General features: G+C 65.0%; 27 protein-coding genes, 1 pseudogene and 1 riboswitch. Of the genes and pseudogenes, 20 read left to right on the forward strand and 8 right to left on the reverse strand.

All coding sequences use genetic code 11. The annotated features are described in order from the left end of the window. Window position 1: 1 nt before the first annotated feature. Both purN and purM read right to left on the reverse strand, forming a co-directional pair. Complete coding sequence (purN, locus tag CSV86_RS02875; protein ID WP_009407377.1) at window positions 2–655, reverse strand: phosphoribosylglycinamide formyltransferase; 654 nt, start codon at window positions 653–655, stop codon at window positions 2–4. Further along, entirely contained in the window at window positions 655–1,713 is a 1,059-nt protein-coding gene (gene purM, locus CSV86_RS02880) for a phosphoribosylformylglycinamidine cyclo-ligase (RefSeq protein ID WP_009407380.1), read from the reverse strand. The genes purN and purM overlap by 1 nt, the downstream gene beginning before the upstream one ends. Before the next feature lie 333 nt (window positions 1,714–2,046). Between purM and CSV86_RS02885 the strand changes: the two genes are divergently transcribed. The 5 genes and pseudogenes from CSV86_RS02885 to CSV86_RS02905 all read left to right on the forward strand — a co-directional run bounded on the left by CSV86_RS02885 (window position 2,047) and on the right by CSV86_RS02905 (window position 6,442). Then, window positions 2,047–3,102, forward strand: coding sequence for a DUF2066 domain-containing protein (locus CSV86_RS02885; protein ID WP_009407381.1), 1,056 nt, complete (start codon window positions 2,047–2,049; stop codon window positions 3,100–3,102). 12 nt (window positions 3,103–3,114) lie between these two features. Further along, window positions 3,115–4,187 (forward strand): annotated as a pseudogene (locus CSV86_RS02890) (AI-2E family transporter). Between the two features lie 116 nt (window positions 4,188–4,303). After that, window positions 4,304–5,008 (forward strand): DnaA regulatory inactivator Hda, encoded by a 705-nt coding sequence (gene hda / locus CSV86_RS02895; protein WP_009407385.1) that lies wholly within the window; start codon window positions 4,304–4,306, stop codon window positions 5,006–5,008. A 115-nt stretch (window positions 5,009–5,123) separates the two neighbouring features. Continuing rightward, on the forward strand, window positions 5,124–5,765 hold the full coding sequence (locus tag CSV86_RS02900) for a C40 family peptidase (RefSeq protein WP_009407387.1): 642 nt from the start codon (window positions 5,124–5,126) through the stop codon (window positions 5,763–5,765). A gap of 137 nt (window positions 5,766–5,902) precedes the next feature. Then, a complete protein-coding gene (locus CSV86_RS02905; RefSeq protein ID WP_009407389.1) occupies window positions 5,903–6,442 on the forward strand; it encodes a C40 family peptidase in 540 nt (179 codons plus the stop codon). Window positions 6,443–6,551: 109 nt separating this feature from the next. Here the strand turns inward: CSV86_RS02905 and CSV86_RS02910 are convergent, their stop codons facing one another. Next, window positions 6,552–7,868, reverse strand: a complete 1,317-nt coding sequence (locus CSV86_RS02910; protein WP_009407391.1) for a PQQ-dependent sugar dehydrogenase — start codon at window positions 7,866–7,868, stop codon at window positions 6,552–6,554. A gap of 95 nt (window positions 7,869–7,963) precedes the next feature. Further along, window positions 7,964–8,542, reverse strand: coding sequence for a hypothetical protein (locus CSV86_RS02915; RefSeq protein ID WP_009407392.1), 579 nt, complete (start codon window positions 8,540–8,542; stop codon window positions 7,964–7,966). Window positions 8,543–8,700: 158 nt separating this feature from the next. After that, a riboswitch (cobalamin riboswitch) is annotated at window positions 8,701–8,910 on the forward strand. Window positions 8,911–9,027: 117 nt separating this feature from the next. Here CSV86_RS02915 and cobO point away from each other — a divergent pair. The 14 genes from cobO to CSV86_RS02980 all read left to right on the forward strand — a co-directional run bounded on the left by cobO (window position 9,028) and on the right by CSV86_RS02980 (window position 20,352). Further along, window positions 9,028–9,639: a cob(I)yrinic acid a,c-diamide adenosyltransferase gene (cobO, locus tag CSV86_RS02920; RefSeq protein ID WP_009407394.1), complete on the forward strand. Its 612-nt coding sequence runs from the start codon at window positions 9,028–9,030 to the stop codon at window positions 9,637–9,639. Beyond that, window positions 9,636–10,931 (forward strand): cobyrinic acid a,c-diamide synthase CobB, encoded by a 1,296-nt coding sequence (locus CSV86_RS02925; protein ID WP_009407396.1) that lies wholly within the window; start codon window positions 9,636–9,638, stop codon window positions 10,929–10,931. Before cobO ends, CSV86_RS02925 begins: the two co-directional genes overlap by 4 nt. Next, entirely contained in the window at window positions 10,928–11,578 is a 651-nt protein-coding gene (gene bluB, locus CSV86_RS02930) for a 5,6-dimethylbenzimidazole synthase (RefSeq protein ID WP_009407398.1), read from the forward strand. Before CSV86_RS02925 ends, bluB begins: the two co-directional genes overlap by 4 nt. Beyond that, a complete protein-coding gene (gene cbiB, locus CSV86_RS02935; RefSeq protein WP_009407401.1) occupies window positions 11,575–12,483 on the forward strand; it encodes an adenosylcobinamide-phosphate synthase CbiB in 909 nt (302 codons plus the stop codon). Before bluB ends, cbiB begins: the two co-directional genes overlap by 4 nt. Further along, window positions 12,476–13,468: a threonine-phosphate decarboxylase CobD gene (gene cobD, locus CSV86_RS02940; protein WP_009407403.1), complete on the forward strand. Its 993-nt coding sequence runs from the start codon at window positions 12,476–12,478 to the stop codon at window positions 13,466–13,468. Before cbiB ends, cobD begins: the two co-directional genes overlap by 8 nt. Continuing rightward, window positions 13,465–14,919 carry a cobyric acid synthase gene (locus CSV86_RS02945; protein WP_009407405.1) on the forward strand — a complete coding sequence of 485 codons (1,455 nt, stop codon included), beginning with the start codon at window positions 13,465–13,467 and terminating at the stop codon, window positions 14,917–14,919. Before cobD ends, CSV86_RS02945 begins: the two co-directional genes overlap by 4 nt. Window position 14,920: 1 nt before the next feature. Further along, window positions 14,921–15,442 carry a bifunctional adenosylcobinamide kinase/adenosylcobinamide-phosphate guanylyltransferase gene (cobU, locus tag CSV86_RS02950; RefSeq protein WP_009407407.1) on the forward strand — a complete coding sequence of 174 codons (522 nt, stop codon included), beginning with the start codon at window positions 14,921–14,923 and terminating at the stop codon, window positions 15,440–15,442. Further along, window positions 15,439–16,494 (forward strand): nicotinate-nucleotide--dimethylbenzimidazole phosphoribosyltransferase, encoded by a 1,056-nt coding sequence (cobT, locus tag CSV86_RS02955; RefSeq protein ID WP_009407409.1) that lies wholly within the window; start codon window positions 15,439–15,441, stop codon window positions 16,492–16,494. The genes cobU and cobT overlap by 4 nt, the downstream gene beginning before the upstream one ends. Further along, window positions 16,491–17,060, forward strand: a complete 570-nt coding sequence (gene cobC / locus CSV86_RS02960; RefSeq protein WP_009407411.1) for an alpha-ribazole phosphatase family protein — start codon at window positions 16,491–16,493, stop codon at window positions 17,058–17,060. The genes cobT and cobC overlap by 4 nt, the downstream gene beginning before the upstream one ends. 143 nt (window positions 17,061–17,203) lie before the next feature. Then, entirely contained in the window at window positions 17,204–17,932 is a 729-nt protein-coding gene (locus tag CSV86_RS02965; RefSeq protein WP_009407413.1) for an adenosylcobinamide-GDP ribazoletransferase, read from the forward strand. Between the two features lie 43 nt (window positions 17,933–17,975). After that, the gene (locus CSV86_RS02970) at window positions 17,976–18,380 is read left to right on the forward strand and encodes a MarR family winged helix-turn-helix transcriptional regulator (RefSeq protein ID WP_009407414.1); all 405 of its coding nucleotides are present in this window, start codon (window positions 17,976–17,978) and stop codon (window positions 18,378–18,380) included. Window positions 18,381–18,442: 62 nt separating this feature from the next. Next, window positions 18,443–19,645, forward strand: a complete 1,203-nt coding sequence (locus CSV86_RS02975; RefSeq protein ID WP_009407415.1) for an MFS transporter — start codon at window positions 18,443–18,445, stop codon at window positions 19,643–19,645. After that, a complete protein-coding gene (locus CSV86_RS32660; RefSeq protein ID WP_009407416.1) occupies window positions 19,642–19,764 on the forward strand; it encodes a hypothetical protein in 123 nt (40 codons plus the stop codon). The genes CSV86_RS02975 and CSV86_RS32660 overlap by 4 nt, the downstream gene beginning before the upstream one ends. Window positions 19,765–19,803: 39 nt before the next feature. Then, window positions 19,804–20,352 carry a glutathione peroxidase gene (locus CSV86_RS02980; protein WP_009407417.1) on the forward strand — a complete coding sequence of 183 codons (549 nt, stop codon included), beginning with the start codon at window positions 19,804–19,806 and terminating at the stop codon, window positions 20,350–20,352. 4 nt (window positions 20,353–20,356) lie between these two features. Here CSV86_RS02980 and CSV86_RS02985 read toward each other — a convergent pair whose 3' ends face one another. Continuing rightward, window positions 20,357–20,623 (reverse strand): DUF2798 domain-containing protein, encoded by a 267-nt coding sequence (locus CSV86_RS02985; protein ID WP_009407418.1) that lies wholly within the window; start codon window positions 20,621–20,623, stop codon window positions 20,357–20,359. A gap of 122 nt (window positions 20,624–20,745) precedes the next feature. Here CSV86_RS02985 and CSV86_RS02990 point away from each other — a divergent pair, with 122 nt between their 5' ends. Then, the gene (locus tag CSV86_RS02990) at window positions 20,746–21,681 is read left to right on the forward strand and encodes a LysR family transcriptional regulator (protein ID WP_009407419.1); all 936 of its coding nucleotides are present in this window, start codon (window positions 20,746–20,748) and stop codon (window positions 21,679–21,681) included. Between the two features lie 51 nt (window positions 21,682–21,732). Here the strand turns inward: CSV86_RS02990 and CSV86_RS02995 are convergent, their stop codons facing one another. From CSV86_RS02995 to CSV86_RS03005, 3 genes are all read right to left on the reverse strand, one after another. Continuing rightward, window positions 21,733–23,001 carry an OmpP1/FadL family transporter gene (locus tag CSV86_RS02995; protein ID WP_009407421.1) on the reverse strand — a complete coding sequence of 423 codons (1,269 nt, stop codon included), beginning with the start codon at window positions 22,999–23,001 and terminating at the stop codon, window positions 21,733–21,735. A gap of 147 nt (window positions 23,002–23,148) precedes the next feature. Next, entirely contained in the window at window positions 23,149–23,631 is a 483-nt protein-coding gene (locus CSV86_RS03000; RefSeq protein WP_009407423.1) for a hypothetical protein, read from the reverse strand. A gap of 273 nt (window positions 23,632–23,904) precedes the next feature. Beyond that, window positions 23,905–24,129, reverse strand: coding sequence for a hypothetical protein (locus tag CSV86_RS03005; RefSeq protein WP_037062346.1), 225 nt, complete (start codon window positions 24,127–24,129; stop codon window positions 23,905–23,907). Window positions 24,130–24,185: the final 56 nt, after the last annotated feature.

Consider the following 24,185-nt stretch of genomic DNA (forward strand, 5'->3'; position numbering starts at 1 on the left):
CCTAGGGTCGAATCAAGTGGCCGCTGGCCGCCAGGGGCTGGCCATCCAGTAGAGCACCGCTTTCACCGAGGCGCAAACGACCTGCGGCGAACCAGCTCACTGCCAGCGGGTAGATCTGGTGTTCCTGGCTGTGAACCCTCTGCGCCAGGGTCTCTGGCGTGTCATCCGGGGCCACCGGGATGATTGCCTGTACGACCAGCGGCCCGCCATCGAGTTCCTCGGTGACGAAGTGCACGCTGCAGCCATGCTCGGCATCACCCGCCTCCAGCGCGCGCTGGTGGGTGTGCAGGCCCTTGTACTTGGGCAGCAGGGAAGGGTGGATATTCAGCAGGCGCCCGGCGTAGTGGCGGACGAAGTCGGCGCTGAGGATGCGCATGAAGCCGGCGAGCACTACCAGTTGCGGCGAGAAGGCATCGATCCGCTCGATCAGGGCCTGGTCGAAGGCTTCGCGGCCGTCGAACGCCTTGTGATCGAGCACGGCGGTGTCGATGCCGGCGTCACGGGCGCGCTGCAGGCCGTAGGCATCGGCGCGGTTGGAAATCACGGCGCGGATCCGGACCGGGGAATCCCCGGCACGGGCGCTGTCGATCAGGGCTTGCAGGTTGCTGCCGGAACCCGACAGCAACACCACCACATCGCACTTCGTGGTGGGCATCAGTGTGCCTTGACGTTCTTCAGCTCGACCTGGGCGGCGCCTTCGGCGGCCACGCCGATCTGGCCGATCACCCAAGGCTGCTCACCGGCCTGGCGCAGGCTGTTCAGGGCGGTTTCGACCTGGTCCTGGGCCACGCAGATGACCATGCCAACGCCGCAGTTCAGCACGCGGTGCATTTCGTGCTCGTCGACATTGCCTTGCTCTTGCAGCCAGTTGAAGACCGCAGGACGCTCCCAGCTCGCCACGTCGACGATCGCCTGGGCGCCTTTTGGCAGGACGCGCGGGATGTTGTCCAGCAGGCCGCCGCCGGTGATGTGGGCCATGGCCTTGACCGCGCCGGTCTCCTTGATCAGCTTGAGCAGCGGCTTGACGTAGATGCGGGTCGGCGCCATCAGCAGTTCGGTCAGCGGCTTGCCGTCCAGTTGCACCTGCTCGATGTCGGCACCGGAGACTTCGATGATCTTGCGGATCAGCGAGTAGCCGTTGGAGTGCGGGCCGGAGGATGGCAGGGCGATCAGGGCGTCACCGGTGGCGACCTTCGAACCGTCGATGATCTCGGCCTTTTCCACTACACCTACGCAGAAGCCGGCTAGGTCGTAGTCTTCGCCTTCGTACATGCCCGGCATCTCGGCGGTTTCACCGCCGACCAGCGAGCAGCCGGCCAGTTCGCAGCCGGCGCCGATGCCGGTGACCACGGTGGCAGCCACATCGACGTTGAGCTTGCCGGTGGCGTAGTAGTCGAGGAAGAACAGCGGCTCGGCGCCACAGACCACCAGGTCGTTGACGCACATGGCGACCAGGTCCTGGCCGATCGAGTCGTGCTTGTTCAGGTTCAACGCCAGGCGCAGCTTGGTGCCGACGCCGTCGGTGCCGGACACCAGGACAGGTTGCTTGTAGCCGGCCGGGATTTCACAGAGGGCGCCAAAGCCGCCCAGGCCGCCCATGACTTCCGGGCGCGCGGTGCGCTTGGCCACGCCTTTGATGCGTTCGACCAAGGCTTCGCCGGCGTCGATGTCTACACCGGCGTCCTTGTAGCTAAGGGAGGGTTGCTTGCTCATGTGATCCAGGCCTTTAGGAGGGAGGGATTCGGGGAAATCGACCCTGACCTGCCAGGCTGCGGGGAAAACTGGATCCGCCTGCCCGACCGTCAGTGGTCTGCGAAGGCGCGCGATTTTATCAGGGTTGCCCGGCAGCGGCCATCCTCAGGCCGACGGGCAGGGCCTGAATATAAGGAAAAAACATGAATCACCGCGGGCGGGTGGTTGCCTTGTCGCGGCCTGTATAAGGTATAGGAGGTGAAACAGCGCCCACCCAGTGAATTTTGCGCTGTGGCGAGGGTCTTGGCTTCACGCTGGACTTCGCTTCTTTCTATATCTGGACAGGAATCCTTCATGCCTTTGCGTTCATATCTGTTCGGTTGCTGCGTTGCCCTGTTCGCCGTGGCGGCCCAGGCCGAAAGCGTCTCCGGGCTGTACCAGGTGCGCGAGCCGCTGGCCGGGCAGGGCGCCGACGCGCGCGCCCAGGCCACCCAGGCGGCGCTGGACACCTTGGTCCTGCGCCTGACCGGCGATCCCAAGGCGCCGCAGAATCCCGGGCTTGCCGAATTGCGCAAGGACCCGCAGCAGATCATCAGCCAGTTCGGCACCGAGGCCGGTCCGCCCGAAACCCTGCTGGTGGACTTCGACCCCGGCAGCACCGAGCGTGCCCTGCGCAAGGCCGGGCTGGCCCTGTGGGGCAGCAACCGTCCGGCGATCCTCGGCTGGTGGTTGAACGACAGCACCGAGGGCTCCAGCCTGGTCGGCGATGGCCAGAGCAATGCCGAAGTGCTGCGCCGGGCCGCCCAGCACCGTGGCCTGCCGCTGCGCCTGCCACTGGGCGACCTGGAAGAACAACTGGTCGCCACGCCGAAGAATCTCGAAGGTACTGACCCTTCGCCGCTGCAGGCCGCTTCCGGGCGCTACGCTGCCGACGCGCTGCTGGCGGTGCATGCCAGCGAAGCCGATGGCAAGTGGAATGGCACCTGGCGCCTGTGGCTGGGCGAGCAGCGTGAACAGGGCAAGGTCGAGGGCGCAGACCAGGCGGCCGTGGCCGATGCCGTGATGCTCGCGGTGAGCCAGCGCCTGGCGCCGCGTTTCGTGGCCAGGCCGGGGGCCAGCAGCGAGCAGCAGGTCCAGGTCCAGGGCATGAACCTGGAGCGCTACGCTGAGCTGGGCCGGGTGCTCGAACCGTTCGGTGGTCGGGTCATCGAGGTGCAGGGCGATGTCATGACCTGGAAGGCCACCGGCAGCAGCGACCAATTGCGGGCCCAGCTGGGGCTGGCGAAACTGCAGGAAGTGCCAGCCGATGCTGCACAGGTGGCTGCACCGGCAACTGCGACGCCCGCCGGGCCAGGTGCGCAACCGGCACCAGCACCGGCCCCGTTCACCGGCCTGCGTTTCCGCTGGTAAGGAGCCGTCGCGATGATCGACCTGCGCCGCTGGATGTGGCCTATCGCCCTGCTGGCGCTAGGCATTCTTCTCTATCTTCTGCACGGCATCCTTTCGCCGTTCCTGGTCGGGATTCTCCTGGCCTACCTGGGCGATCCGCTGGTGGATCGCCTGGAACGCGTGGGCTTGTCGCGTACCGCCGGGGTGGCGGTGGTCTTCGCCTTGTTCAGCCTGGTCCTGTTGGCGATGCTGCTGGTGCTGATTCCGATGCTGGCCAAGCAACTGGTGCGTTTGTACGAAGTCGCGCCGCAGATGCTCGACTGGCTGCAGCATGTGGCGCTGCCCTGGGTCCAGGTCAAGCTGGGCCTGGCCGACGGTTTCTGGAAATTCGACAAGGTCAAGGCCGCCATCAGCGCCCATATGGGCCAGACCACCGATATCGTCGGCGTGGTGCTGTCCCAGGTCACCGCTTCCGGCCTGGCGCTGGTCGGCTGGCTGGCCAACCTGGTGCTGATCCCGGTGGTGGGTTTCTACCTGTTGCGCGACTGGGACCTGATGATGGCCAGGCTGCGCAGCCTGCTGCCGCGCCAGCGCGAGCCGCAGGTGGTGGAGCTGGCGGGGAATGCCACGAGGTGCTCGGTGCCTTCGTTCGCGGCCAGTTGCTGGTGATGCTTGCCCTGGGCGTGATCTACGCCTCGGGGTTGATGCTGGTGGGGCTGGAGCTGGGCCTGCTGATCGGCCTGCTGGCCGGGCTGGCGGCGATCGTACCCTACATGGGCTTCATCATCGGGATCGGCGCGGCGATGGTCGCCGGGCTGTTCCAGTTCGGTGTCGATCCCTATCCGCTGCTGGGTATCGTGGCCGTGTTCATGGTCGGCCAGGCGCTGGAGGGTATGGTCCTGACTCCGCTGCTGGTCGGCGACCGCATCGGCCTGCATCCGGTGGCGGTTATCTTCGCCATTCTTGCCGGTGGCGAGCTGTTCGGCTTTACCGGGGTGCTGCTGGCCCTGCCGGCAGCGGCGGTGATCATGGTGCTGCTGCGTCATATGCATGACTTCTATAAGAAGTCGGACATGTATGGCGAGGAGATCGATCCGCATCTCTAGGCTGCTCTTGCAAGCCTTTGATTTTCTTCGCTCATTGTGCGACCGACGGCGCAGGTATAGACTTTGCAAACTTTTACCAAGGGCCCTTTGCGGTTCCTCGCGACCGCCCAGCCAGCATGAAACCGATCCAGTTGCCCCTGGGTGTGCGTCTGCGCGATGACGCCACCTTCATCAACTACTATCCGGGTGCCAACGCCGCAGCATTGGGCTACGTCGAGCGACTCTGCGAAGCCGACGCCGGCTGGACCGAGAGCCTGATCTACCTGTGGGGCAAGCAGGGGGTAGGGCGCACTCATCTGTTGCAGGCCGCCTGCCTGCGTTTCGAGCAACTGGGCGAGCCCGCCGTCTACCTGCCGCTGGCGCAACTGCTCGATCGTGGTGTCGAACTGCTGGATCATCTGGAGCAGTACGAGCTGGTGTGCCTCGATGACCTGCATGTGATCGCCGGCAAGCCGGAGTGGGAAGAGGCCATGTTCCATCTCTTCAACCGCCTGCGCGACAGTGGCCGGCGCCTGTTGCTGGCGGCGTCCGCCTCGCCGCGGGAGTTGCCGATCAAGCTGCCCGACCTCAAGTCGCGCCTGACCATGGCCCTGATCTTCCAGATGCGCGCCCTGTCCGACGAAGACAAACTGCGCGCCCTGCAACTGCGCGCTTCTCGCCGTGGCCTGCACATGACCGATGAAGTCGGGCATTTCATCCTTACCCGCGGTACTCGCAGCATGAGTGCGCTGTTCGATCTGCTGGAGCGACTGGACCAGGCTTCCCTGCAGGAAAAACGCAAGCTCACCATCCCCTTCCTGAAGGAAACGTTGGGCTGGTAAACCGCGTCCTTGACCTGCCGCACATAAAAGTCACATTTTTTTCGATTGAATTTGCAAATCGAATCGATAGAAGGCATAGTCGCGGCTTCATCAAATTCAAGACACGGTCGTGCCCATGCTGAATCGCTTCGCACCCCTCGTGCCCCTCGCACTCGTGACGCTGCTGTTTGGCTGCGCGGCTCATAGCCCGGCCCCGCAACAGCAGGATCACTTCTCCGTTTCCGCCAAGTCCGCTACCAAGTCCTCAGTCGAGGCTTCCGTCTTCGAGGAAGAGCTGGCTACCGAGCAGGATCTGGAACAATTCTCCAGCAGCAAGTCCTACCAGCTGCCCGCCCTGGCCGACAGCATCCTCGAGCGCGGCATGTCGCTGATCGGTACCCGCTACCGCTTCGGTGGCACCTCCGAGCAATCGGGCTTCGATTGCAGCGGCTTTATCGGTTACCTGTTCCGCGAGGAAGCCGGCATGACCCTGCCGCGTTCGACCCGCGAGATGATCAACGTCGATGCTCCGCTGGTCTCGCGCAACAACCTCAAGCCCGGTGACCTGCTGTTCTTCAGCACCAACGGTCGCGGGCGCGTCAGCCATGCCGGCATCTACCTGGGCGACAACCAGTTCATCCATTCCAGCAGCCGCCGCAGCGGTGGTGTGCGGATCGACAGCCTGGGTGATCGCTACTGGAGCAAGACCTTCATCGAGGCCAAGCGCGCCCTGGCCTTGGCGCCGCCGGCAGCGACCACGACACTTTCGCGCAACTAAGCGATTCGCAGCGGTGTCAGACACACGGCGACTATGCTGAAAAGCTAGTCGCCGTGCGTGTTTACAGAAAACGTCTAATCTGATTTCTCACCACTTATTCCGGCCCCGCGCCGGGCTCCTTCAGACAGGATGTTCTGATGAAGACGATGATGGCGCGTTCAGCGGTATTGTCCTTGGCAGCACTGCTCGGTGCCTGCTCCAGCCAGGCTCCGACCCCGCCCCCGGTGGTCCAGCCGGCCTATGTTCCTGCCCAGATCAGCTACTCGCCAGCCGCTGAGGACGTGCTTTTCCGCGCGCTTGGCCTGGTCGGCACGCCCTATCGCTGGGGCGGCAACACGCCGGATTCCGGCTTCGATTGCAGTGGCCTGATCGGTTATGTCTACCGCGATGCGGCAGGTATTTCCCTGCCACGTTCGACTCGCGAGATGATCGTCATGCGTGCCCCGGACGTTCAGCGTAATGCGCTGCAATCGGGGGATGTGGTGTTCTTTGCGACGAACGGTGCGAGCCAGGTGAACCACGCTGGCATCTACGTCGGGGAAGGGCGCTTCGTGCATGCTCCGTCGACCGGTGGGACGGTGCGGCTGGACTATCTGTCGAACAACTACTGGCAGAAGTCTTACCTGAATGCGAAGCGGGTGTTGATGGCGCCTGCACATCTGGCGCACAACCCGTAGGTTCTTGGTGGGGCTGATGGCCTCATCGCTGGCAAGCCAGCTCCCACAGGGTACGCGGTCACTGTGGGAGCTGGCTTGCCAGCGATAGGGCCAGTACAGACAACCTCCATTACTGAGCCCTGCTCACCCGCCAAACCACATTCCCCACATCGTCGGCCACCAGCACTCCACCCCTCTGGTCAGTGACCACGCCCACCGGCCTGCCCATGGCCTTGCCATCTTCGTTCAAGAAGCCCGTCAGCAGGTCCACCGGTTTACCCGCAGGTTTGCCTTCGCTATTGAACGGCACGAACAGCACCTTGTACCCGCTGTGCGGCTTGCGGTTCCACGAGCCATGCTGGCCGATGAACGCACCCTGGTCGAACGGCGCCGGCAGTGCCCCGGCCTCGGCGAAGGCCAGGCCCAGCGAGGCGGTATGCGGGCCGACCGCATAGTCGGGGGCGATGGCCTTGGCCACCAGGTTGGCGTCCTGCGGGTCTACCCGCACATCCACGTGCTGGCCGTAATAGCTGTAGGGCCAGCCATAAAAGGCCCCGTCCTGCACCGAGGTGATGTAGTCGGGTACCAGGTCGCTGCCGATCTCGTCGCGTTCGTTCACGGCGGTCCATAGCTGTCCGCTGTGCGGCTCCCAGGCCAGGCCGTTGGGGTTGCGCAGGCCGGAAGCGAAGATCCGGTGCTGGCCGGTGGCCGGGTCCACTTCCCAGATCGCCGCACGTCCTTCTTCCTTGTCCATGCCGTTCTCGGCCACGTTGCTGTTGGAGCCGACGGTGACGTAGAGCTTGCTGCCGTCCTTGCTGGCGATCACGTTCTTGGTCCAGTGGTGGTTCAGCGGCCCGCCCGGCAACTCGGTGACCGGCTCGCCGGTGCCATTCAGCGAGGTGGCGCCCTCCTGGTACTTGAAGCGCAGCAGGCGGTCGGTATCGGCAACGTACAGGTCATTGCCGACCAGGGCCATGCCGAAGGGCGAATTGAGGTCCTTGAGGAATACCGTGCGGGTTTCTGCCACGCCGTCCTTGTCGGCATCGCGCAGCAGGGTGATGCGGTTGGCGCTGGGTACCCCGGCGCCGGCCTTGGCCATGACCTTCTTCATCACCCAGCCGCGGATACCCTTGCTGTCCTCGGGCTTCTCCGGCGCGTTGGTTTCCGCCACCAGGACGTCGCCGTTGGGCAGGACATGCAGCCAGCGCGGATGGTCCAGGCCATCGGCGAACGCAGCCACCCGCGTACCCTGGGCTGCCTTGGGCGTGCTGCCATCGGGCCAGCCCACCGCCGGAGCGATGTTCACCGTGGGGATCAGGGTCTTGTTCGGCTCCGGCAATTGCGGCGAAGGGCCGCTGCCATCCGTGACCTGGAGGCGGGCGGATTCGCCGCAGGCGGTCAGGCCGGTGGTGATGGCCAGCAGGATGGCGAGGCGCAGGGTGGGCATGGTCTGACTCCTTGGGAAGATCCTAAGAAGTCAGAGATTGAATCATGCAGGGAGGTTCAATTACCGGGGACCGCTTCAAAGCAGCCCAAAGGATTTCAGGCCTGCTTCAGGAGCAACGCCACCCCCGGATAGTACTGCCCCACCTCGTCATGCAACTTGCGATACCCATACGGAAAGCACCAGGCAATCGCACAGGCGGTGTGCTTTTGCAGATCGTCCACCAGGTCCTGCAACTCCTCCGGACTGGCATGCTGCCCTAGCTTGCTCGGGCTGACGAACAGCGCCGCGATCTTCAATTGGCTCGGATAGGCGATGGCCCTGGCCTGGGTGGCCGTCTCCTGCAGCGCCCCGTCCAGGTCGAGGCGTCCGACCTTGGGCCAGCGCTGCTGGGCGTGCAGGTAGGCGGATTCATCCTTGCTGGCGATCAGCAGGTCGCAGTGCGCGCCGCGGTCGCCTTCATCCCGCTGTTTCTTGCTCTGGTAACCCTGCAAGCTCACCAGCTCGGCCTGCCAGAGCGCCGCCGAGAACAGTCCCAGATTGCCTTGCATCCCTTGCCAGTACGGACCTTCGTTGTCGCCCAGGGTCTGGTTGAAACGTTCGATGCATTCGCCCCAGCGTTCAAGTGCCGGACGCAGGAACTCCAGGCGGGGGTTATTGATGATCAGGCCTTGCATGCTGCTCTCCTTGGTCATTGTTGTACGAGCTACAGCTACAGCGAAAAATCATGGCAATGTGATATCACTGGCTTGGAGTGTGGCACAACGTGAAAGTTGCGCCGTTGGTCGCAATGTGATGGGTGTCTCCAATTGACGCTCCGGGCCCAACCCTCTAACCTTCGCGACGTGTTTCAGGTGCCCTGTGACTGCAAGGTCGACCGGGTGAAACAGGGAAGCCGGTGCGACTCCGGCGCTGCCCCCGCAACGGTAAATCGAGTCAAGACCGCGCATGGCCACTGGGTGTTCGAACCCGGGAAGGCGCCCGGTCAGGATCGCCCGGCGATCCGCTCGTGAGCCCGGAGACCGGCCTGCAAACAGTCAACGGCACCACGGCGGGTGGTGCGCGGTTCTCCGGGCCCTTGCGCCCGGTGCCAGCGCGTCCCTCCGTGCCCCCATCCCCTCAGCTGTCGCCGCTTGGCGTCAGTGGCCCGCGGAGACCCCCGATGAGCGAATCCCCCGAACGTGACCAACGCCACCTGGCGCGCATGCAGCGCAAGAAGGCGGTGATCGACGAGCGTATCGCCAATGCCCCCAACGAATGCGGCCTGCTGCTGGTGCTCAGTGGCAACGGCAAGGGCAAGAGCAGCTCGGCCTTCGGCATGCTCGCCCGGGCAATGGGCCACGGAATGCAATGCGGCGTGGTGCAGTTCATCAAGGGCCGCAATGCCACCGGCGAGGAACTGTTCTTCCGGCGCTTTCCCGAGCAGGTGCGCTATCACGTCATGGGTGAAGGTTTCACCTGGGAAACCCAGGACCGCCAGCGCGATATCGCCGCTGCCGAGGCCGCCTGGGACGTCTCCCGACAACTGTTGCGCGACCCGCAGATCGGTTTCGTCGTGCTCGATGAACTGAATATCGCCCTCAAGCACGGCTACCTCGACCTCGACAGCGTGCTCGCCGACCTCCAGGCCCGCCCGCCGATGCAGCATGTGATCGTTACCGGTCGCGGCGCCAAGGACGAAATGATCGAGCTGGCCGATACGGTCACCGAGATGGGCATGGTCAAGCACGCGTTCCAGGCCGGCATTCGCGCGCAGAAGGGCGTCGAACTATGAGCGACACCCGGCATTGCCCGGCGGTGCTGATCGCCGCGCCGGCTTCCGGCCAGGGCAAGACCACCGTCACTGCCGCCCTGGCCCGCCTGCATCGCAACCAGGGGCGCAAGGTCCGTGTGTTCAAGTGCGGCCCGGACTTCCTCGACCCGATGATCCTCGAACGGGCCAGCGGCGCCCCGGTGTACCAGCTCGACCTGTGGATGGTCGGTGCCGAGGAAAGCCGGCGCCTGCTCTGGGAAGCGGCAGGCGAGGCCGACCTGATCCTGATCGAAGGGGTGATGGGGTTGTTCGACGGCACGCCGTCCAGCGCCGACCTCGCCCGTCACTTCGGCGTGCCGGTACTGGCGGTGATCGACGGTACCGCCATGGCCCAGACCTTTGGTGCCCTGGCGCTGGGCCTGGCCCGTTATCAGCCTGACCTGCCCTTTGCCGGCGTGCTCGCCAACCGCGTTGGCTCGCTGCGCCACGCACAACTGCTCGAAGGCAGCCTGACCGAAGGCTTGCGCTGGTACGGCGGCCTGTCCCGGGAAACCGGGATCGAGTTGCCGAGTCGCCACCTCGGCCTGGTCCAGGCCAGCGAACTGACCGACCTCGACCTGCGCCTCGACGCTGCCGCCAAGGCCCTGGGCGATAGTTGCCAGTCCTCCTTACCGCCGCCCGTGGCCTTCGAGCAGCCCGCTCCCCGGCACATCGAACCCATGCTGGAAGGCGTGCGCATTGCCGTGGCCCGTGACGAAGCCTTTGCCTTCACCTATGGCGCCAGCCTCGACCTGCTGCGGGAGATGGGCGCCGAGCTGCGCTTCTTCTCACCGATCCATGATGATGAACTGCCGGACGCCGAGAGCCTTTACCTGCCGGGCGGCTACCCGGAACTGCATCACCATGCCCTGGCCGCCAATGCACCGATGCTGGCGGCGATCCGTGCCCATCACCAGGCCGGCAAGCCGCTGCTGGCCGAATGCGGTGGCATGCTCTATTTGCTCGAAGCCCTGACCGACGTCGCCGGCGAACGGGCCGAGCTGGCCGGCCTCTTGCCGGGCGAGGCGAACATGCAGAAGCGCCTTGCCGCCCTGGCATTGCAGAGCGTGGAATTGCCGGAAGGCACGCTGCGCGGCCATACCTATCACCATTCCCTAACCAGCACCGCGCTGGAGCCCATCGCCCGGGGCCAGAGCCCCAATGGCGGGCGCGGCGCGGAAGCGGTGTACCGCATCGGCCGGCTGACGGCCTCCTATGTGCATTTCTACTTTCCGTCCAATCCCGCTGCGCTGGCGGCGCTGCTGGCGCCATGAACGAGCACACCTACAGCGAGGCCGAGCGTGCGGCCATCTACCGGGCCATTGGCGAACGTCGCGATATGCGTCATTTCAGTGGTGGCGAGGTGGCGCCGGAGCTGCTTGCGCGCCTGCTCGAGGCGGCGCACCAGGCACCCAGCGTCGGCCTGATGCAGCCCTGGCGTTTTATCCGCATCACCCAGCGCGAGTTGCGCCAGCGTATCCAGGCCCTGGTCGAGGACGAGCGCCTGCGCACCGCCGAGGCCCTCGGCCAGCGCTCCGACGAGTTCATGCAACTCAAGGTGGAGGGCATCAACGATTGCGCCGAACTGCTGGTGGCGGCGCTGATGGACAAGCGCGAGGCACATATCTTTGGCCGCCGCACCCTGCCGGAGATGGACCTGGCCTCGCTGTCCTGCGCGATCCAGAATCTCTGGCTGGCCGCCCGCGCCGAAGGCCTGGGCATGGGCTGGGTGTCGCTGTTCGATCCGCAGGCCTTGGCCGACCTGTTGCACATGCCCGCCGGGGCCAAGCCGCTGGCGATACTCTGCCTCGGCCCGGTCCATGAGTTCTATCCGGCGCCGATGCTCGCGCTGGAAGGCTGGACCACGCCCCGGCCGCTGGCCGACATGCTGTTTGAAAACCAATGGGGAGAAGCCGAATGAGTGTGGCCTTGCTGACCGTGGCCGGGGTAGCGTTGGATGCGCTGCTGGGCGAGCCGCGGCGCTGGCATCCGCTGGTGGCCTTCGGCCGTTTCGCCGGGCGCCTGGAGCAACGCTTCAATTCCGGTGGGCGCGGCTGGCGCAGTCATGGTGTCACGGCCTGGTTCCTTGCGGTGATTCCGTTGACCCTGCTGGCGACCGCGCTGTCCTGGTTGCCTTATATCGGCTGGCTGGTGGAGATTCTCGCGCTGTACTGCACCCTTGGCCTGCGCAGCCTTGGCGAGCATGTGCAGCCGGTGGCCGATGCCCTGCGCGGCGGCGACCTGGACGAGGCGCGCAAGCGGGTCGGCTACCTGGTCAGCCGGGAAACCGCCGAACTCGATGAGACCGCCGTGGCCCGCGCTGCCACCGAATCGGTGCTGGAGAACGGCAGCGATGCGGTATTCGCCGCGCTGTTCTGGTTCGTCATCGCCGGCGCGCCGGGCGTGGTGCTCTATCGCCTGAGCAACACCCTGGACGCCATGTGGGGTTACCGCAACGAGCGTTTCGAACGCTTCGGCTGGGCGGCGGCGCGGATCGACGATGTCCTCAACTATGTGCCGGCGCGGCTGGTGGCGCTGACCTACGCGCTGCTCGGCAAAACCCGTCTGGCGCTGAAGTGCTGGCGCCAGCAGGGCCCGAAGTGGGACAGCCCCAATGCGGGGCCGGTGATGGCTTCCGGCGCCGGTGCGCTGGGTGTCGAACTGGGTGGTTCGGCGGTCTATCACGGCGAGCTGCACGAACGCCCGCAACTCGGCGAAGGCCCGCCAGCGGACGCCGGCGCCATCGAGCGCGGCTGGCAACTGGTCTGCAAGGGCGTGTGGCTGTGGTTGCTGCTGCTGTGCCTGGGAGCGGAATTCTATGCTTGAACACGGTGGCCGCCTGCTGCGGGCGATCGAACACTACGGCATCCCCCGCGAGGACTGGCTGGACCTGTCCAGCGGCATCGCGCCCTGGGCCTTCCCGGTTCCCGAAATTCCATTGCGCGCCTGGGCACGCCTGCCGGAGACCGATGATGGTCTGGAGCAGGCCGCCGCTGCCTACTACGGCGTCAGCACACTGCTGCCGGTGGCCGGTTCCCAGGCGGCGATCCAGGCCCTGCCGCGCTTGCGGGCGCGAGGCAACGTCGGTGTGGTTTCGCCGTGCTATGCCGAGCATGCCGCTGCCTGGCGCCGGGCCGGGCATCATCTGTCGGAGCTGAGCGAAGATCAGGTAGAGGCGCGGCTGGATGATCTCGACGTGCTGGTGCTGGTCAACCCGAACAACCCCACCGGACGTCTGTTCGGCCCGGAAACCCTGCTTGGCTGGCATGAGCGCCTGGCCCGGCGGGGTGGCTGGCTGCTGGTGGACGAAGCCTTCATGGACAACACCCCGGCCCACAGTATTGCTGCGTTCAGCCAGCGACCGGGGCTGATCGTGCTGCGTTCGTTCGGCAAGTTCTTCGGCCTGGCCGGGGTGCGCCTCGGTTTCGTGCTGGCCGAAACGGCGCTGTTGCGCGCCCTGGCGGAAGAGCTGGGCCCCTGGTCGATCAGCGGGCCAACCCGGGTCCTCGGGCAGGCGAGCTTCGCCGACAGTGAAAGCCAGCGCGTGCAGACCGAACGCTGCGCCACCGCCAGCGCCCGTCTCGCCGCCTTGCTGGCGTCCGCCGGCCTGGCGCCCGCCGGTGGCTGTGACCTGTTCCAGTACCTGCGCCACGACCAGGCGGCCCTGTTCCACGATTTCATGGCCCGGCGCGGCATTCTCCTGCGCCTGTTCGACCACCCTCCGGGCCTGCGCTTCGGCCTGCCTGCCGACGAAGCCGACTGGCAACGCCTGGCCGCTGCGCTGGCCGCCTACCGCAAGGAACAGCCATGACCACCCTGATGGTGCAGGGCACCACCTCCGATGCCGGCAAAAGTACCCTGGTCACTGCGCTGTGCCGCTGGCTGAAACGCCAGGGCGTCGGCGTGGTGCCGTTCAAGCCGCAGAACATGGCGCTCAACAGCGCGGTCACCGCAGACGGCGGCGAGATCGGTCGGGCCCAGGCGGTGCAGGCCCAGGCCTGCGGGCTGGAGCCGCATACCGACATGAACCCGGTGCTGCTCAAGCCCAACAGCGACACCGGGGCGCAGGTCATCGTCCATGGCCGCGCGGTCACCAGCATGAATGCGGTGGCCTATCACGACTACAAGGCCATCGCCATGCAGGCGGTGCTCGCTTCGCACCAGCGCCTGAGTGCCGCGTATCCCGTGGTGATGGTGGAAGGTGCCGGCTCGCCGGCCGAGATCAACCTGCGTGCCGGCGATATCGCCAACATGGGCTTTGCCGAGGCGGTGGATTGCCCGGTGATCCTGGTTGCCGATATCAATCGCGGCGGGGTTTTCGCCCATCTGGTCGGTACCCTGGAACTGCTGTCGCCGAGCGAGCAGGCGCGGGTCAAGGGGTTCGTCATCAACCGCTTCCGCGGTGACATCGCCTTGCTCCAGCCTGGCCTCGACTGGCTGGAAGAGCGCACCGGCAAGCCGGTACTGGGCGTGCTGCCCTACGTGATGGACCTGCACCTGGAGGCCGAGGATGGTCTCGACCGCCGCCAGGGCGCCAAGGCTGCGCAGGTACTCAAGGTGATCGTTCCGGTGCTGCCGCGGATCAGCAACCACACCGACTTCGACCCGCTGCGCCTGCATCCCCAGGTGGACCTGCAATTCATCGGCCCGGGCGAGGCGATTCCGCCGGCCGATCTGATCATCCTGCCCGGCTCGAAAAGCGTGCGCGGCGATCTGGCGCAATTGCGCGAGCGCGGCTGGGAACAGGCGATTGCCCGTCACCTGCGCTATGGCGGCAAGCTGGTGGGAATCTGTGGCGGCCTGCAGATGCTCGGCCATGAGGTGCATGATCCGCTGGGGCTGGAAGGGCCCGCAGGGAGCAGCCCGGGGTTGGCACTGCTGGACTACTCGACGGTGCTGGAGGCGCACAAGCAGCTGCGCAATGTCAGTGGCAGGCTGACCCTGGAACAGGCGGCGATCAGCGGCTACGAGATCCATGCCGGCGTCACCGAGGGGCCGGCATTGGAGCGTCCGGCGGTGAAGCTGGCCGACGGTCGCGACGACGGCGCCATCAGCGCCGACGGCCAGATCCTCGCCACTTATCTCCATGGCCTGTTCGAATCCCCCGACTCCTGTGCCGCGCTGTTGCGCTGGGCCGGGCTCGAACAGGTCGAGCGCATCGACTACCACGCCCTGCGCGAGCGGGATATCGAGCGCCTTGCCGACCTGGTTGACCAGCACCTGGACCCGGCGCACCTTCGTCAACTCTGCGGGCTCGACTGACATGCTCAACCTGATTCTCGGTGGCGCCCGTTCGGGCAAAAGCCGCCTGGCCGAACAACGTGCCCAGGCCAGCGGCCTGGCGGTGACCTATATCGCCACCAGCGAACCCCTCGACGGTGAAATGAATGCCCGGGTGCAACTGCACCGCGAGCGGCGCCCCGCCGAATGGGCGCTGATCGAAGAGCCACTGGCCCTGGCTTCGGTATTGCGCGCCCATGCCGCCGCCGACCGCTGCCTGCTGGTGGACTGCCTGACCCTGTGGCTGACCAACCTGCTGATGCTCGAAGACCCCGCGCGCCTGGCGGCCGAGCGCGATGCGCTGCTCGAATGCCTGGACCAGCTGCCGGGGGAAATCATCCTGGTCAGCAACGAAACCGGCCTGGGCGTGGTGCCCCTGGGTGAACTGACCCGGCGCTATGTCGATGAGGCCGGCTGGTTGCACCAGTCTGTCGCCGAACGTTGCCAGCGGGTGATCCTCACCGTCGCCGGCCTGCCGCTCTATCTCAAAGGAACCCAATCATGACCCACGCCTGGTGGCTCGATCCATGCCGCGCGCCGGACGAACAGATACGCGCCGAGGCCCTCGCGCGCCAGCAGCAACTGACCAAGCCGGCCGGCTCTCTGGGGCGGCTGGAGCAGGTGGCGGTTGAGCTGGCAGCGTTGCAGGGGCAGCTCAAGCCAACGCTGGACCAAGTGTGGATCAGCATCTTTGCCGGTGACCATGGCGTGGTTGCCGAGGGTATCTCCGCCTATCCGCAGGAAGTCACCGGGCAGATGCTGCTCAACTTCGTCAGTGGCGGCGCGGCGATCAGCGTGCTCGCTCGCCAGCTGGATGCGCGCCTGGAGGTGGTGGACCTGGGCACGGTAAACCTCGACCTGGACCTGCCCGGGGTGCGGCATCTGCGGATTGCGCCGGGAACGGCGAATTTCGCCCGCGGCCCGGCCATGACCGTAGAGCAGGGCGAGCGTGCCTTGCAGGGCGGTCGTGACAGCGCCTTGCGTGCGGTGCAGGCCGGGGCGCGGTTGTTTATCGGTGGCGAGATGGGCATCGGCAACACCACGGCAGCCAGCGCGCTGGCGTGCGCCTTGCTCGGCTGTGCGGCGGTCGAGCTCAGCGGCCCCGGGACCGGGCTGGATGCGGCCGGCGTGCGCCACAAGGCCCAGGTGATCAAGGCGGCCCTGCGCAAGCATGACGGGATCGCCGGCGACCCGTGGCAGGCATTGCTGCATGTCGGCGGGCTGGAAATCGCTGCACTCGCGGGCGCCTATCTGGCCTGTGCCCAGGAAGGTGTCGCGGTGCTGGTGGACGGCTTTATCTGCACCGTGGCGGCATTGCTGGCGGTGCGCTTGAATCCGTCGTGCCGGGCCTGGTTGTTCTTTGGTCACCGTGGTGCCGAGCCGGGTCATCGTCGGGTGCTGGCCGAGCTGGACGGCGAGCCGTTGCTGGAGCTCGGCCTGCGTCTGGGCGAGGGCAGCGGTGCGGCGCTGGCGGTGCCGCTGCTGCGCCTGGCCTGTGACCTGCATGGACAGATGGCGACCTTCGCCGAAGCGGCGGTGGCGGATCGGCCGGCATGATCCTCGACCTCTTGCGTCACGGCGAGACCGAGCTGGGTAGCGGCTTTCGCGGCAGTCTCGACGATGCCTTGACCGAACAGGGCTGGGCGCAGATGCAGGCGGCAGTGGCAGGTGGCGGGCCGTGGGATCGGCTGGTCAGTTCGCCGTTGCAGCGCTGTGCGCGGTTCGCCGAGCGCCTGGCCGGGGAGCTTGCCTTACCGCTGGTGCTGGAACCGGGGATGCGAGAATTGCATTTCGGCGAATGGGAAGGGCGTACGGCGCTGCAACTGATGGAAGATCATGAGGCGGCGCTCGGCAAATTCTGGGCGGATCCTTACGCCTTCACGCCACCGGGTGGCGAGCCGGTGACTGACTTCTCCGAGCGCGTGCTGGCCAGCCTGGCGCGTTTGCAAACCACCTATGCTGGCGAACGGGTGTTGCTGGTGACCCATGGCGGCGTGATGCGCCTGTTGCTGGCCCGGGCCCGAGGGTTGCCGAGGGAGCAGTTGCTGCAGGTGCAGGTGGGGCATGGGGCGTTGCATCGGTTGCGCGTCGGAACTGGTAACGAATTATTCGAAATCATGTGAAGGACCCTGTGGGAGCTGGCTTGCCAGCGATGAGGCCGGCAGGGTCAATGACGTTGTCAGGTCGGGCCTAATCGCTGGCAAGCCAGCTCCCACAGTGGGTTAGGCAAGCCGAACCAATCATGTATGTCTTGGAGAGATCGGCCATGCTGCCATTCTGGATCGCCCTGCAATTTCTCAGCAGCCTGCCCGTCACGCTGCCGGGTATGCCGACCCCCGAGCAGAACGGCCGCTCGTTGCTGTTCTATCCGCTGGTCGGCCTGCTGTTCGGCGTCCTGCTCTGGGCCTTGGACGCCTTGCTGCAAGGTACCCAGCCACTGCTCCATGCGGCACTGCTGCTGAGCGCCTGGGTCATCCTCAGTGGCGGCCTGCACCTGGACGGCCTGGCCGACAGCGCCGATGCCTGGCTCGGCGGCTTCGGCGATCGCGAGCGCACCCTGGCCATCATGAAGGACCCGCGCAGCGGGCCGATTGCCGTGGTTACCCTGGTGCTGGTCCTGCTGCTGAAATTCTGTGCCTTGCTGGCGCTGGTCGAGGGCGGGCAGGGTGCGTTGCTGATCCTGGCGCCGGTGGTCGGCCGGGCAGCGATGCTGGCGTTGTTCCTGAGTACGCCCTATGTGCGTCGGGGTGGGCTGGGGCAGGCCCTGAAGGATCATCTGCCGCACAAAACCGCCTTGTGGGTCCTCGGCGTCAGTGCCGTGGGCTGTCTGCTGCTGGGGGGCTGGCTGCCGCTGCTGGTGGCGGCCGTGGCCTTCTTCGCGCTGCGTCGCCCCATGCTGCGGCGTCTTGGCGGCACCACCGGCGATACCGCTGGCGCCTTGCTGGAACTGCTTGAACTGGCCGTGGTTGTGACCCTTGCTTGCAATGTTTCGTAACTTTTCCTTGCGTCGCCGCTGATGCGGGTATATACACGCATTCATGTTGACCAGTATCTGCATCTGCACCCATTTGCGTCGCGCTGCCCGTGGGGTGAGCCGGCATTACGACGAGGCCCTCGAAGGCTTCGGCATCAATGTCGCCCAGTTTTCCCTGCTGCGGCACCTGCAACGCCTGGACAAGCCGAGTATCTCGACCCTGGCCGAAGCCATGGGGCTGGACCGCAGCACCCTGGGCCGCAACCTCAAGGTGCTGGAGAGCGAAGGCCTGGTGGCCCTGGCCGAAGGCAGCGACCTGCGCAATCGCGTGGTGCTGTTGACTGCCGAGGGCACCGAGCGTCTGCGCAGTGCCGAACCGGCCTGGGAGAAAGCCCAGGAGGGCCTGGTACAAACATTGGGAACGGACCAGCGCGATGAACTGATCCGCCTGCTGAAACAATTGGCCTGAGCTTTTTCACGACCTGAAGCGGGTATATACCCGCAACCTTGCGCAAACAGGAGAGAAGAACAATGACATCCGTATGGCGTACCAGCGGCTGGGTATTACTGGGGGCGGCCCTGATCCTGGCGCTGTCGCTGGGCGTGCGGCACGGCTTCGGCCTGTTCCTGGCGCCGATGAGTGCCGAGTTCGGCTGGGGCCGCGGCGTGTTTGCCTTCGCCATCGCCCTGCAGAACCTGGTGTGGGGGCTGGCCCAGCCGTTTGCCGGGGCCCTGGCCGATCGCCTGGGGGCCGCGAAGGTAGTAATAATCGGCGGCATTCTCTACGCAGCCGGCCTGGTGCTGATGGGCTTGTCGGATTCGCCGGTGTCGCTGTCCCTGAGTGCCGGCCTGCTGATCGGGATCGGCCTGTCCGGCACCTCGTTCTCGGTGATTCTCGGCGTGGTCGGGCGCGCGGTGCCGGCGGAGAAACGCAGCCTGGCCATGGGCATCGCCAGCGCCGCCGGTTCCTTCGGCCAGTTCGCCATGCTTCCCGGTACCCTCGGCCTGATCAACTGGCTGGGCTGGTCCGTGGCCTTGCTGGTGCTGGGCCTGATGGTGGCCTTTATCGTGCCGCTGGTGGGCATGCTCAAGGACCGTCCGGTGGCGGCCCAGGGACACGAGCAGACCCTCGGTGAAGCGCTGCGCGAAGCCTGCTCGCACAGTGGTTTCTGGCTACTGGCGCTGGGTTTCTTCGTGTGCGGTTTCCAGGTGGTCTTCATCGGCGTGCACCTGCCGGCCTACCTGGTTGACCAGCATTTGCCGGCGACCACCGGCACCACGGTGCTGGCCCTGGTCGGGCTGTTCAATATCGTTGGCACCTATACCGCCGGCTGGCTTGGCGGACGCATGTCCAAGCCGCGCCTGCTGACCGCGCTGTACCTGTTGCGGGCGGTGGTGATTGTGCTGTTCCTGTGGGCGCCGGTGACCCAGTTCAGTGCCTATCTGTTCGGTATCGCCATGGGGCTGTTGTGGTTGTCCACCGTGCCGCTGACCAACGGCACCGTGGCCACTCTGTTCGGTGTGCGCAACTTGTCGATGCTGGGCGGGATCGTCTTTCTCTTCCATCAACTGGGCGCCTTCCTCGGCGGCTGGCTGGGCGGCGTGGTGTACGACCAGACCGGCAACTACGAGCTGGTCTGGCATATCTCCATCCTGCTCAGCCTGCTGGCCGGTGCCCTCAACTGGCCGGTACGCGAGCGCCCGGTAGCGCGTTTGCAGGCTGCATCGGCGTGAGCCTGTTGCGTGTCTGGCTGATCGGGCTGGGCCTGGCAATCCTGTTGCTGGGCCTGGCCTGGTGGGGCTGGCAGCGCGGCGGGCTGGCGCTGATGCAATTGGGCATGGGCGTTTGTTAGGCGTACTCTGAGCGTTCGTACAGCGAATGGAGAATCGTCATGCAAGCACGCCTGTTGATTGCCGCCCTGGCCCTGGGCATTAGTGGCTTCGCCCTGGCCGACGGTTGCCCGGCCCTGCTCCAGGGCGACCTGCCCAAGCTGCGGTCCAAGGAAACCATCGATCTGTGCCAGCAGTTCGGCGGCAAGCCGCTGGTGGTGGTGAATACCGCCAGTTATTGCGGCTTCGTCCCGCAGTTCGAAGGGCTGGAAGCGGTGTACAAGGCGTATCACGGCAAGGGCCTGGAAATGCTGGGTGTGCCGTCCAACGACTTCAAGCAGGAAGACGCCGACAGCGAGAAGACCGCCAAGGTCTGCTACGCCAACTACGGTGTGACCTTCACCATGGCCGAGGCGCAAAAGGTGCGTGGCGACGGCGCGATCCCATTGTTCCGCGAGCTGGCCAGCCAGAGCGCTGCGCCCAAGTGGAACTTCTACAAATACGTGATCGACCGCCAGGGCCGGGTGGTCGAGAGTTTCTCCAGCCTGACCAAGCCGGACGATCCGAAATTCAGGGCTGCCATCGAACAGGCCATCGCCTCCAAGCCGTGAACAGCTAGTTGCCCGAGTGCACGGTCAGGGCCACCAGCCTGACCACGATCGGGCGCACTACCAGCACGCAAGCGAAGGCTACCGGCATGGCGAGTTGGTAGGCCCTGAGCACGTTGCCCAGGTAATGCTGGTCAATGCCGCTGTTGGCTGCGGTGATGACGAAGCACATGAGCATCGCCATGATCGACGACATATACAGGGCGAAAACATAGGGCGTGGCGCGGGCGCCAAGCTTGCGGGGGCGAATGCGGCTGGTGGTCCTTGATTGCATGCTGTTTCCTGCGGGCTTGTGTTTGGATCGACGCAGGTTAGCAAGGCGCCTTGCAGGCAAGTAGACGGGCAGGGGTTTGGTCTTTATAAAGGAAAACTTACGAATCTTGTGGAGATCGCCGAGTGAACCTGCTGGGCCTGATCAAGAGTTTCATCAAGGTGGTCGAGGCTGGCAGCATCGCCGGCGGCGCACGCAGCCTCGGCCTGAGTGCGGCGGCGGTAAGCCAGAATATCGCCCGCCTGGAGGCTCATCTGCAGGTGCGCCTGATATCGCGTACCACCCGCAGCATGGTGTTGACCCCCAGCGGTAGCCTCTACTACGACAAGGTGCGGTTGATCGAGCGTGACCTGGAAGAAGCGCAACTGGCGGTCACGGCAACCGACAGCGAGCCACGCGGGCGCTTGTGCATCGCCACCAGCTCGGCTTTCGGGCGTCATGTGCTGGCGCGGTTGATCCCGCAGTTCAGTGCGCTGTATCCCCATCTTTCAATCGAAATGCTTACGAGTGATGCCAAGGTCGATCATGCCCGGCAAGGGGTGGACGTCAGCCTGCGTATCACCCCGCAACTGGAAGACGGCTTGCTGGCCCGACATATCGCCCAGGTGCCGTTCATTTGCTGTGCGTCGCCTGGCTACCTGGCACGTGAGGGCTGGCCGCAAAGTCCCGAGGAACTCAAGCAGCGCCGTTGCCTGGTGTTTCGCTATCCGGTGGATGGACGCTTCCTGCGTTGGGGCTTCGTGCGTGACGGCCTGCGCTTCGAGGCCGAGTTCGGCGATGTGCTGATCAGCGACGATATCGACGTACTTGCACAGATGGCGGTCCATGATGGCGGCATCACCCGGCTGGCCGAGTTCGTCGCCCGTCCCTGGCTGCAGCGCGGCGAGCTGGTCCCGCTGTTCGAGGAGGAGGGTGGCGGGCGTGCCTATGCCCAGACCGAGCCGATGGATATCTACCTGTGTGTCACCGATCGGTTTGCCATGACGCCGAAGGTCCGTGCCTTCATGGCGTTTCTCAAGGAGAGCCTGGGCGACGAATGGAAGGTCAGGGCCTCCAGCTGAAATGAAAAAACCGCCAGCGAGGGCGGTTTTTTCATGCAGCCAGCAGCGAAATCAGAAGCGGTAGGTCAGGGACGCACCCAGGCCGTGTGCACTGTTTTCGTACTTGGCGCTGTAGGCCCCTTTGCTCGGATCACGCAGATTGACCTTGGTGTCCTCTTCCCACAGGTAGGAGTAGGCCACGTCGATGGTCATGTCGTCGGTCGGAGACCAGCCCGCACCAACGCTGAAGATCTTGCGATCGCCAGTGGGGATGCGTGGCGAGCGGTTGACGTTGTTGGTCGGCGACTGGTCGACGGTGAAGCCGGTGCGCAGGGTCCATTCCTTGTTCAGCTTGTAGGACGCGCCGATGGCGTGGGCCCAGGTGTCGTGCCAGTTCTGCTCTTCGCTGATGGTGCCCAGGTTCGCGCGCAGAGGGGCCGGTACGCCGTCGTTCTTGACGGTGATGGCCTCCAGGCGGCTCCAGCGGGTCCAGGTGCTGCCCGCGTAGAGGGTCCATTGGTCATCCAGCTCGTGGGTGACGGACAGGTCCACGGATTCCGGGGTCTTGATGTTCAGCGAAGCGTCGAACTTGGCGCCGTTGAACGGACCGAAGCCGGTGCCCTGGATCTTGGTGTCGCCCTTGAGCTTGTAGTCGACCATCGAGTGGTAGGTCAGGCCGACGCGGGTGCTGTCGGTCGCCTGGACCAGGATGCCGATGTTGTAGCCGACGGCGGTGTCGTCGCCGGAGATCTTCACCTTGCCGTCGTTGCGGCCCAGGCTTGCGGTGTTCAGCGTGGCCGACTCGAGGGCGCCGTCGATGCGGTTGATGGTCGGGCCGAAACCGATCGAGACCTTGTCGTTGAAGGCGTAGCTGACGGTCGGCTGGAAGGTGACCACCTGGACTTCCGACTTGCTGCCGAAGTAGCGGCCGGCGAAGCCGTGTTCGTAGTCGGTGATCAGGCCGAACGGCACGTAGACGCCGAAACCGACGCTCCAGTGATCGTCGATCGGCTTGACGTAGTAGCCCATCGGGACGCCAACCACGGGAACCATGTCGCCGTCGTTGCTGCCGCCGAAGGTGCCACGGCCATCCTTGATGTCGGTCTTGGCGATCACGGCAGCGCCGCCGACAGTGATTTGTTCGCGTTTCAGGCGGGACATGCCGGCAGGGTTGCCGTACACGGTGCTGGCATCATCGGCAGTAGAAGAACGACCGGCGAAACCGGTGCCCATGCCGCTGACACTTTGTTCGTTGAGTGCGAAACCGCTGGCGAGCAGGTGGGAGGAAGCCAGGGTTACCGCAATGGCGAGGGTGCTTTTGATGAGTGTGACTTTTTTCATTATTAGAAACTCCAGGGGATCACCGGGGCGCAAATTACCAACATTTTCCGGAGCGCGCTATAGCCCCTATCGCGGGAGATAGACGCATTTTGTAGGACAATCCGACCAAAATTGGCATTTATTCCGTTTGGTGTTGTAGGTGTTTTCCTAACATGCCTGACGTTCCACGGGTGCGATGCAGGCCTGCCAGGCCTGGGTGAAGTCGCGCAGCCGGCCTTGCGGCTGGAAAATCTGACGCCAGACCTTGGCCAGTCCGAGCAGGTCGTCGGGTTCCGGCAGGTGCGGCGCCTGCTCTTCGATCAGCATCCATGCTATGGCAGTGGCATAACGCAGGTTCACCGTCAGTTCCAGGTGCGGGCCGTTGAGAAAAGCATGCTGACTAGCCAGACCGCGGACGAGGCTGGCCAGTTCCGGATCGCGTGCGAGAAAGTGATCCCAGACCGATTGGTGACGTATTTCCGCGATGCGGTACAAGCCGTGACCGCGGCGATCGTGAAGCGCGGCGCCAAGGGCCGACTGGCTGGCGGCGATCCCCAGCAACAGGGCTTCGGCGCAGGGGCTGTGGCGATCCAGGTAGATCAGCGTCGGCCGGATCACGTATTGGCTCAACTCGCTCGCGGCGATTCCCATGATGCCCTCGAACAGAAAAGTGGCCGGCGGGACGCTGGTGCTTGGCAGCAGGGTGGGTCGGAGTCAGGCCCGCCGGAAGCGGACAGGGCCGCTTGAGTTGAAGTGTAGTGTCATATTCCGGCTGTAAAGGGCTGTTTTTAAATCGTTTCCGGCATCTGTTCATAAGCCATATGCCGAACGGTACTTAAAAATGCGGGGATATTTGCGCAATGCGGGAGGGTGTGGCGGATAGCGAAAGCCCCTCGGATGAGGGGCTTTGGAGAGAGTGGTCCATCAGGCGATCAACGCCTGACGGGTCCGGTCGATCACCGCCTGCAGCGGCTCGGCACGGGTGTATTGCTCGGGGTAGAGGCGTTCGCTGTGCTGGGCGATGCCGTGTTCATCGACCAGGGTAAAGCTGAAGCTGTTCTTGCGCGAAGCAAGGATGATGCAGTTCAGCGGCGCGAAGGCCTGGGACAGGGTGCGGATGGCCGCTTGGGTATGAGCGTTGTGAGTCATCATTGTTTTGGACGTTCCTGCATGAGATACGGCTAGTTTGAGCCGTATATGTTTCA

The sequence above is a fragment of the Pseudomonas bharatica CSV86 genome (assembly GCF_000319305.2).
Lineage (GTDB): Bacteria > Pseudomonadota > Gammaproteobacteria > Pseudomonadales > Pseudomonadaceae > Aquipseudomonas > Aquipseudomonas bharatica.

Excerpts from the sequence above, each read along its gene's own strand:
- hda (WP_009407385.1), top strand. The coding sequence starts at position 4,304 with ATGAAACCGATCCAGTTGCCCCTGGGTGTGCGTCTGCGCGATGACGCC.
- CSV86_RS02980 (WP_009407417.1), top strand. The coding sequence starts at position 19,804 with ATGCAAGCACGCCTGTTGATTGCCGCCCTGGCCCTGGGCATTAGTGGC.
- cobT (WP_009407409.1), top strand. The coding sequence starts at position 15,439 with ATGACCCACGCCTGGTGGCTCGATCCATGCCGCGCGCCGGACGAACAG.
- CSV86_RS03005 (WP_037062346.1), bottom strand. The coding sequence starts at position 24,129 with ATGACTCACAACGCTCATACCCAAGCGGCCATCCGCACCCTGTCCCAG.
- CSV86_RS03000 (WP_009407423.1), bottom strand. The coding sequence starts at position 23,631 with ATGGGAATCGCCGCGAGCGAGTTGAGCCAATACGTGATCCGGCCGACG.
- CSV86_RS02975 (WP_009407415.1), top strand. The coding sequence starts at position 18,443 with ATGACATCCGTATGGCGTACCAGCGGCTGGGTATTACTGGGGGCGGCC.
- cobC (WP_009407411.1), top strand. The coding sequence starts at position 16,491 with ATGATCCTCGACCTCTTGCGTCACGGCGAGACCGAGCTGGGTAGCGGC.
- cobU (WP_009407407.1), top strand. The coding sequence starts at position 14,921 with ATGCTCAACCTGATTCTCGGTGGCGCCCGTTCGGGCAAAAGCCGCCTG.
- CSV86_RS02995 (WP_009407421.1), bottom strand. The coding sequence starts at position 23,001 with ATGAAAAAAGTCACACTCATCAAAAGCACCCTCGCCATTGCGGTAACC.
- CSV86_RS02945 (WP_009407405.1), top strand. The coding sequence starts at position 13,465 with ATGACCACCCTGATGGTGCAGGGCACCACCTCCGATGCCGGCAAAAGT.
- CSV86_RS02985 (WP_009407418.1), bottom strand. The coding sequence starts at position 20,623 with ATGCAATCAAGGACCACCAGCCGCATTCGCCCCCGCAAGCTTGGCGCC.
- CSV86_RS02915 (WP_009407392.1), bottom strand. The coding sequence starts at position 8,542 with ATGCAAGGCCTGATCATCAATAACCCCCGCCTGGAGTTCCTGCGTCCG.
- CSV86_RS02925 (WP_009407396.1), top strand. The coding sequence starts at position 9,636 with ATGAGCGACACCCGGCATTGCCCGGCGGTGCTGATCGCCGCGCCGGCT.
- CSV86_RS02965 (WP_009407413.1), top strand. The coding sequence starts at position 17,204 with ATGCTGCCATTCTGGATCGCCCTGCAATTTCTCAGCAGCCTGCCCGTC.
- cobD (WP_009407403.1), top strand. The coding sequence starts at position 12,476 with ATGCTTGAACACGGTGGCCGCCTGCTGCGGGCGATCGAACACTACGGC.
- CSV86_RS02910 (WP_009407391.1), bottom strand. The coding sequence starts at position 7,868 with ATGCCCACCCTGCGCCTCGCCATCCTGCTGGCCATCACCACCGGCCTG.
- CSV86_RS02900 (WP_009407387.1), top strand. The coding sequence starts at position 5,124 with ATGCTGAATCGCTTCGCACCCCTCGTGCCCCTCGCACTCGTGACGCTG.
- CSV86_RS02905 (WP_009407389.1), top strand. The coding sequence starts at position 5,903 with ATGAAGACGATGATGGCGCGTTCAGCGGTATTGTCCTTGGCAGCACTG.
- bluB (WP_009407398.1), top strand. The coding sequence starts at position 10,928 with ATGAACGAGCACACCTACAGCGAGGCCGAGCGTGCGGCCATCTACCGG.
- cbiB (WP_009407401.1), top strand. The coding sequence starts at position 11,575 with ATGAGTGTGGCCTTGCTGACCGTGGCCGGGGTAGCGTTGGATGCGCTG.
- CSV86_RS02970 (WP_009407414.1), top strand. The coding sequence starts at position 17,976 with ATGTTGACCAGTATCTGCATCTGCACCCATTTGCGTCGCGCTGCCCGT.
- cobO (WP_009407394.1), top strand. The coding sequence starts at position 9,028 with ATGAGCGAATCCCCCGAACGTGACCAACGCCACCTGGCGCGCATGCAG.
- CSV86_RS02885 (WP_009407381.1), top strand. The coding sequence starts at position 2,047 with ATGCCTTTGCGTTCATATCTGTTCGGTTGCTGCGTTGCCCTGTTCGCC.
- purN (WP_009407377.1), bottom strand. The coding sequence starts at position 655 with ATGCCCACCACGAAGTGCGATGTGGTGGTGTTGCTGTCGGGTTCCGGC.
- purM (WP_009407380.1), bottom strand. The coding sequence starts at position 1,713 with ATGAGCAAGCAACCCTCCCTTAGCTACAAGGACGCCGGTGTAGACATC.